Origin of the sequence: uncultured Chryseobacterium sp. (genome assembly GCF_913776365.1) — a bacterium.
Classification (GTDB): domain Bacteria; phylum Bacteroidota; class Bacteroidia; order Flavobacteriales; family Weeksellaceae; genus Chryseobacterium.
In genome coordinates, this window is sequence record NZ_CAJYMO010000332.1 from 1 (window position 1) to 6,191 (window position 6,191).

General features: G+C 44.4%; 5 protein-coding genes. All 5 read right to left on the reverse strand.

Annotated features, from left to right (window positions below; all coding sequences use genetic code 11):
- Positions 1 to 131: 131 nt before the first annotated feature.
- Positions 132 to 1,040 carry an AEC family transporter gene (locus QZ735_RS18100; protein WP_294251548.1) on the reverse strand — a complete coding sequence of 303 codons (909 nt, stop codon included), beginning with the start codon at positions 1,038 to 1,040 and terminating at the stop codon, positions 132 to 134.
- A gap of 75 nt (positions 1,041 to 1,115) precedes the next feature.
- Complete coding sequence (locus QZ735_RS18105; RefSeq protein WP_294251551.1) at positions 1,116 to 3,599, reverse strand: glycoside hydrolase family 2 protein; 2,484 nt, start codon at positions 3,597 to 3,599, stop codon at positions 1,116 to 1,118.
- Entirely contained in the window at positions 3,599 to 3,976 is a 378-nt protein-coding gene (locus QZ735_RS18110; RefSeq protein WP_294251553.1) for a GxxExxY protein, read from the reverse strand. Before QZ735_RS18110 ends, QZ735_RS18105 begins: the two co-directional genes overlap by 1 nt.
- Positions 3,977 to 4,415: 439 nt before the next feature.
- Positions 4,416 to 5,078, reverse strand: a complete 663-nt coding sequence (locus QZ735_RS18115) for a copper homeostasis protein CutC (RefSeq protein WP_294251555.1) — start codon at positions 5,076 to 5,078, stop codon at positions 4,416 to 4,418.
- A gap of 36 nt (positions 5,079 to 5,114) precedes the next feature.
- Positions 5,115 to 6,110: an isoaspartyl peptidase/L-asparaginase family protein gene (locus QZ735_RS18120; protein ID WP_294251557.1), complete on the reverse strand. Its 996-nt coding sequence runs from the start codon at positions 6,108 to 6,110 to the stop codon at positions 5,115 to 5,117.
- Between the last annotated feature and the right edge of the window lie 81 nt (positions 6,111 to 6,191).

A 6,191-nucleotide genomic window follows, 5' to 3' on the forward strand; every position in this document is an offset into this window, starting at 1 on the left:
ATGAGTGATGAGTAATGAGTAATGGGTGATGGGTGATGGGTAATGAGTAATGGGTGATAGGTGATGAGTGATGGGTGATGAGTGATGGATAGGAGATAATGAGCTGATGGGAATGAAAGAGGTGAAACCGATCAGAAGATCCGTCCGATGAGGTGATACCAGAGCGCTGAGGTGACCAGTCCGGCGAGGATGCTGAAACCGATGGTAAGGTTGGTGAGCTTCGTGTTCAGCCGGAACTGTTCGGCAATGATGCTTGAGGTAAGGACGGCCGGCATGGCGGCTTCAAAAATGGTAATCTTTGCAATATCTCCTTTGATACCGATGAGCAGAGCAAGTCCCAGGGTGATGGCCGGTGCCAGAATAAGCTTGTAGATCATAGAGACGGACATCTGCGGAACGAGTTTCCTCCAGCCGTTGAATTTCAGCTGCAGCCCTACCGAAAACAGGGCCAGCGGGCTTACCGTGGCGGCCAGTTTGTCGAAGAAAGGTTCTGCTGCGGAAAAATCTATGAACCGCGACAGCACCAGTGCGGAGATACAGCCGATCAGCGGCGGAAAAGTGACCAGCCTCTTCAGGATGAATCCGGCACTGACCTTCCCCGACCGGCTTCCGCCTCTTACTGCAGCAATGATCCCTAAAGTGGAAAGCGAAAAGAACATGGTCTGATCACAGAGCACGGCAATGCTCAGCATCTTTTCCCCGTAATAGGCGGCGACCAGGGGAAAACCGACGAATGAAGTATTGCTGTAACCGCTGACCAGCTCCAGCGTACTCCTGGACCGCCCGGAATAGCCCTTGCTGCTGCTGTATATTTTCATAAAGAAAAAACAGAATACCGAGGTCAGAAAGGTGGCCGCTACCGGAAAGAGCATTTCTGCTGTCCACCGGATATTGGGCAGGTATTTAAAGGAGACGGCGGGCAGGGCCAGGTACAGAATCCAGGTGTTGATGCCTTTGTGGGCATCAGGATGGATGGATTTCGTTGCCCTGAACACCATTCCAGCGATGATGCAGACGGCAATCAGAACAAAATTCGACATTGTATTCTATGCATTTAGTGCTTATATAAACCTCATAGGTTTTTAAAACCTATGAGGTTTGAATTAAACATCATCTTACTGGTTCATTGTATCCCAAAGGCTCATCACCTCAATTTTTTCCAGCGGTTTGGAAAGAGTGATTCTTCTGGATGTTTCTGGCAGCAGATCGAAAAAGTTATCACTGAAATGCGTATCGCCGATCAGGTAGACATTTTTCGCCAGGACATTGGTGGAGATTTCGATTTCCGTAGATGAAATTTTTTTGATTTTAAGGTCTGGTTTTAGCAGCTTCAAGTCTTTTGGCTTTGCAAAGAAATGGCTGCTTTCGGCAACTACCTTTTCATCTTTGCCTCTTAAAATTACATGTAAAAACAGTTCATTTTTGTCAGCATCACCCACCAGTTCTGCAATCGACACCGGATCGAACTTCACCGCTTCTTCCAAATTCATTTTCTGATTTGAAACGGCCATGCGGATATTTTCACCTTTAAAATTATTTACTTTAAGCTCTAAGCTTACCTCTTTACTTTTACTCAATCCGTCATTAATGCCGTAAAAATTCAGCATTCCCTCTTTCTTTTCTACTAAAACCGCCTGATTTTCAAAACTCCTCTTCACTTGATAATGCAGGGCTTTCCAGTTTCCAAGATAATCGATGGATGACCATGAAACGACCGGCCAGCAATCGTTCAGCTGCCAATACAGCGTTCCCATATTGTACGGTCTGGCGCGGCGGTGGGCTTCCATGGCAATCTGCATTCCTCTTGCCTGAAGCAGCTGGGAAACGTAGTTGTATTTCACAAAGTCTTTGGGCACAACATAATCGCGTTTCATGTAATTGTCTATAATTTCCCAACCTCTCGAATGCTTTTCATGGGCTTTGATGATTCCGTTCTGTAAACTGAGATCCGGCTTTCCTGAGAACATTGATTTTGTGGTTTCCAGCGTCGGCATTCCCTGGAAGCCGTATTCCGAAGCGAAGCGCGGCACTTTTTCGTTGTAGATTTCAAACGGCTGCTCGCCCCACCAGACGCCCCAGTAATGGGAATCGCCTTCCGTCAGGCTTTCTTTATGTCCCCAGCCGATCGACGGGGAACTCGGCCAGTAGATCTGTTTATCGGCCGTTGCATATTTCCTGATGGCGTCCGGAATCACCTGCTGGAAAATGGTTTTGTAATCTTTCCAGACCTGCAATGAATCGTTTTTAGAATATTTGAACTGTTTCTGATAACCCCAGTTGACAATGGCTTCATCGATTTCGTTGTTTCCGCACCATAAAGCCAGGGATGCATGGTTCTGCAATCTTGCAATCTGATCCTTAACTTCCAATTCTATATTTTTCTGAAAAGCATCATCCGCCGGATAGAAACTTCCTGCAAACATGAAATCCTGCCATACCAGAATCCCGTTTTCGTCGCAGGCTTTGTAGAATTCATCATCTTCATAAATCCCGCCGCCCCAGACGCGGATCATATTCATATTCGCCTCTTTACAGTCCTTGATCAGCTTCTGATACTTTTCCTTGGTCATTCTCGGTGAAAAGCTGTCGCCGGGAATCCAGTTGGTTCCTTTGGCATACATCGGCTGTCCGTTGACTTTAAAATAAAATGATTTTCCCTGTGCATCTTTTTCCTGAATCAGCTCAACCGTTCTCAGTCCGATCCGTTCCGTTTTTTCAGCAATCCGTTTCCCTTCTTTTTGTAAAGTAATGGTAATGGTATATAAATTCGGTTGTCCCCATCCGTTCGGCTGCCAGCGTTTCGGATTCGGGATCTGATACGGAACGGAAACAGTATTGCTTCCCGGTTTCAGGGTAATGTCCTGCTTTTTCCCGTTAATCAGAAGGCTGTATTGCCCCGGTTTTTCAGCAAAAATTTCAGCGTTCACCTGCAGATCCGCCTGTTTTCCGGTCATGGATTTCTGTTCTATTCTTATTTTTTCAACTTTTGCCTGGTCCCAGAAGTTAAGTTTCACGTCTTTCCAGATTCCTGCCGTTACTAATCTCGGTCCCCAGTCCCACCCGAACTGGTATTGTGCTTTTCTTACAAAGCTTCTCGGTGATTCCGGCATCGTAAATGGAATTTTTTGGGCTAATTCTTTTCCAACCGTTATCGCTGATTTAAACCTGACCTGGACGATATTCTCACTATTTTTCAAGTAATCTTTTGCCGGGATTGTCCATGTCCTGAACATATTGTCGGTATTCTTTACCAATTTCCCGTTTAGATATACCTCCGAAAAAGTATCCAGGCCCAGGAATATTAGATCTATATTCTGATGCTGAAGTTCTGCATTAGACAGATTGAACTTCGTCTGATATTCCCAGTCCTCGTTTTCCACCCACTGCACTTTCTTTTCGTTTTCGTCTTTGTAAGGATCGGGAATGACGTTATTGGTCATCAGATCCAGATGGACTGTCCCCGGAACTTTGGCCGCCAGCCAGGTGTTTTCTTTGGTATTTTTAAACTGCCATTTTTCAGCGGATAAAGAACGTTCTGAAACCTGCCCGTGGATCAGCAGCCGGATAAAGAGAAAGGAAAAAAGTAACGTTTTGTTCATTATAAATTATTTACAATCCTGTGAATTCCATATTTAATAAGCGGTGTATTAAAATTAATAAGAAGTCCGAGTTTCATGTGAGTTAATTTCAAATAGGTCAGCAGTTGAGCCTGGAATACGGGATGTGTTTCTGTAACCGATTTTATTTCAACAATTACTTTGTCTTCAATAACGAGGTCTATTTTATAAGCATTTTCAATCATCACTTCTTTGTATATAAGCGGTAATGCAACCTGTTGTTTTACTCCAAGGCCCAATTGTTTTAATTCATAAGCCAAGGCAATTTCATACGTGTTCTCTAATAGACCGACTCCTAAACTCCGGTGAACTTCTAAAGCAGCACCAATAATCTTGTAAGATAATTCATTTTCTGTCATAAGTGTGTGTGTGTGTTTGTTTAACGCAAAGTTTTATTTTACTCTGTGTGTAAATTAAGGAAGCAAAGAAGAGATCAGCAAGCTGATCCAATGAAGCGGACGACTTATCCGTACGCTTAATCAGCGGCTCTGCCGCCTGTTTTGCTCACTTAAAATACGCAGCATTATGACTAAAACTTTGCGTTAATTAATTTGTAAAGCAATTTTCAAAGTTACAATTTCCTCTGCATGGGCAATTCATTTTCTTCTATATGTGTATACGCTTGTTTAACGCAAAGTTTTATTTTTCTCTCTGCACAAATTGAGAAAGCAAAGAATGGATCAGCAAGCTGATTTGATAAAGCGAAAGTCTTATCCGTACGCTTAATCAGCGGCTTTGCCGCCTGCTTTGCTCACTTAAAATATACAGTCTTATAAATAAAACTTTGCGTTTAACTTTCTAAGCATTTTTCAAAGCCACTACCTCTTCTGCACTGGCAAAAGCACCGCCGTCCGTAATGGCGGATGAGTGGAAATATTGGGCTTTCGTATATTGCCTGATTTCTTCTATATTGCTTGAGCGCAGTCCACCACCGACTAGGATTTCGATTCTGCTGGCTGATAATTCCACCAGCTTTTTCAGGTTTTCTTTTCCTTCCGAAACGTTGTCTTTCTGGCCGGACGTGAGAATGGTTTTGAATCCGCAGTCGATTACTTTTTCCAATGAAGTTTCGAGGTCCTTCACTCTGTCGAATGCGCGGTGAAAGGTACAGGGATAAGGTGCTGCCAGTTTTACCAACTCTCTATTCTCCTCAACATTTACCTCATCGTTCTCATCTAAAATTCCGAAAACAAAGCCGTCGACATTTAAAGATTTTAATTGAATTAAATCCGATTTCATTTTTTCAAATTCTTCGTCCGAATACGTAAAATTTCCACCGCGCGGACGGATCATTACGAACATGGGAATCGTGATTTTTTCACACAGCTGTTTTACCGTTTCAAAATCCGGCGTCGTTCCGCCTTCGCTCAGTCCGTCACACAACTCGATACGGTCGGCTCCGTTTTCAAAGGCGGTAATGGCGGATTCACGGTTGAAGCAGGCTATTTCTATTTTTGACATGGAATGGTTTACAATTTAAAGTTCAAAATTCAAGGTTTATTTCAAAGCGAATCCGGGTTTTTCCAGGCGGTTTCCTTTCTGGTCGTGCACGGCGAAGCTGAATCCGTCCTGTATGCAGTAGGAGCCGTATTCCCCTTTTTTGTTAAGGGCAATAAAGCCTACCTGGATGTCCTTCAGGTTTTTATTTCTTCTTTTGGTAATCTGTACAATCCGTTCCACCGCTTCTCTGCAGGCCTGTTCCGGCGTTTTGCCCTGCCGCATCAGTTCTACTACCAAATGGGTTCCCACCATCCTGATGACTTCTTCACCATGACCGGTTGCTGTGGCGGCCCCCACTTCATTATCGACAAACAGACCGGCTCCGATAATCGGGGAATCACCTACCCTGCCGTGCATCTTAAAAGCCATTCCGCTCGTTGTACAGGCTCCGGAAAGATTTCCCTGCGCATCCAGGGCGATCATCCCGATGGTATCATGGTTTTCGATGTTAACGATGGGCCTGTATTTACTGTCCTTCAGCCATTCTTTCCATTCTTTTTCAGATTCGGGAGTTAAAAGATTTTCTTTCTTAAATCCCTGGGAAACGGCAAACTGCAAAGCCCCGTCGCCGACAAGCATGACGTGTGGGGTCTTTTCCATCACCGCCCGGGCCACAGAAACCGGATTTTTGATATTTTCCAGGCAGGCAACCGAGCCGATGTTGTAGTTTTCGTCCATGATACAAGCATCCAGTGTTACTCTTCCATCCCTGTCCGGCCGGCCGCCGTAGCCTACACTTCTTTCCGAAGGGTCATCCTCAACGAGGCGGACTCCTTTTTCGACGGAATCCAACGCTCTTCCTCCTTTGCCTAAGGTTTTCCAGGCTTCCTCATTGGCCCGAAGGCCGAAATCCCAGGTAGAAAGGACAATCGGTTTGTTTATGGTTCTGCTGTTGTTTACAGGCGCATCTTTAGCGATCAGGTCCAAAGGATTCAATAACAAAGCGGATGATGCGATAGCGGTATTTTTTATAAATTTTCTGCGTGAAGACATGAGGGTTTAAAGTTTTGGGGTTCAAGGTTTAAAGTTCGAGGTTTAAGGTTTTTGGTGAGATAATCATTTTGAACATTAAAC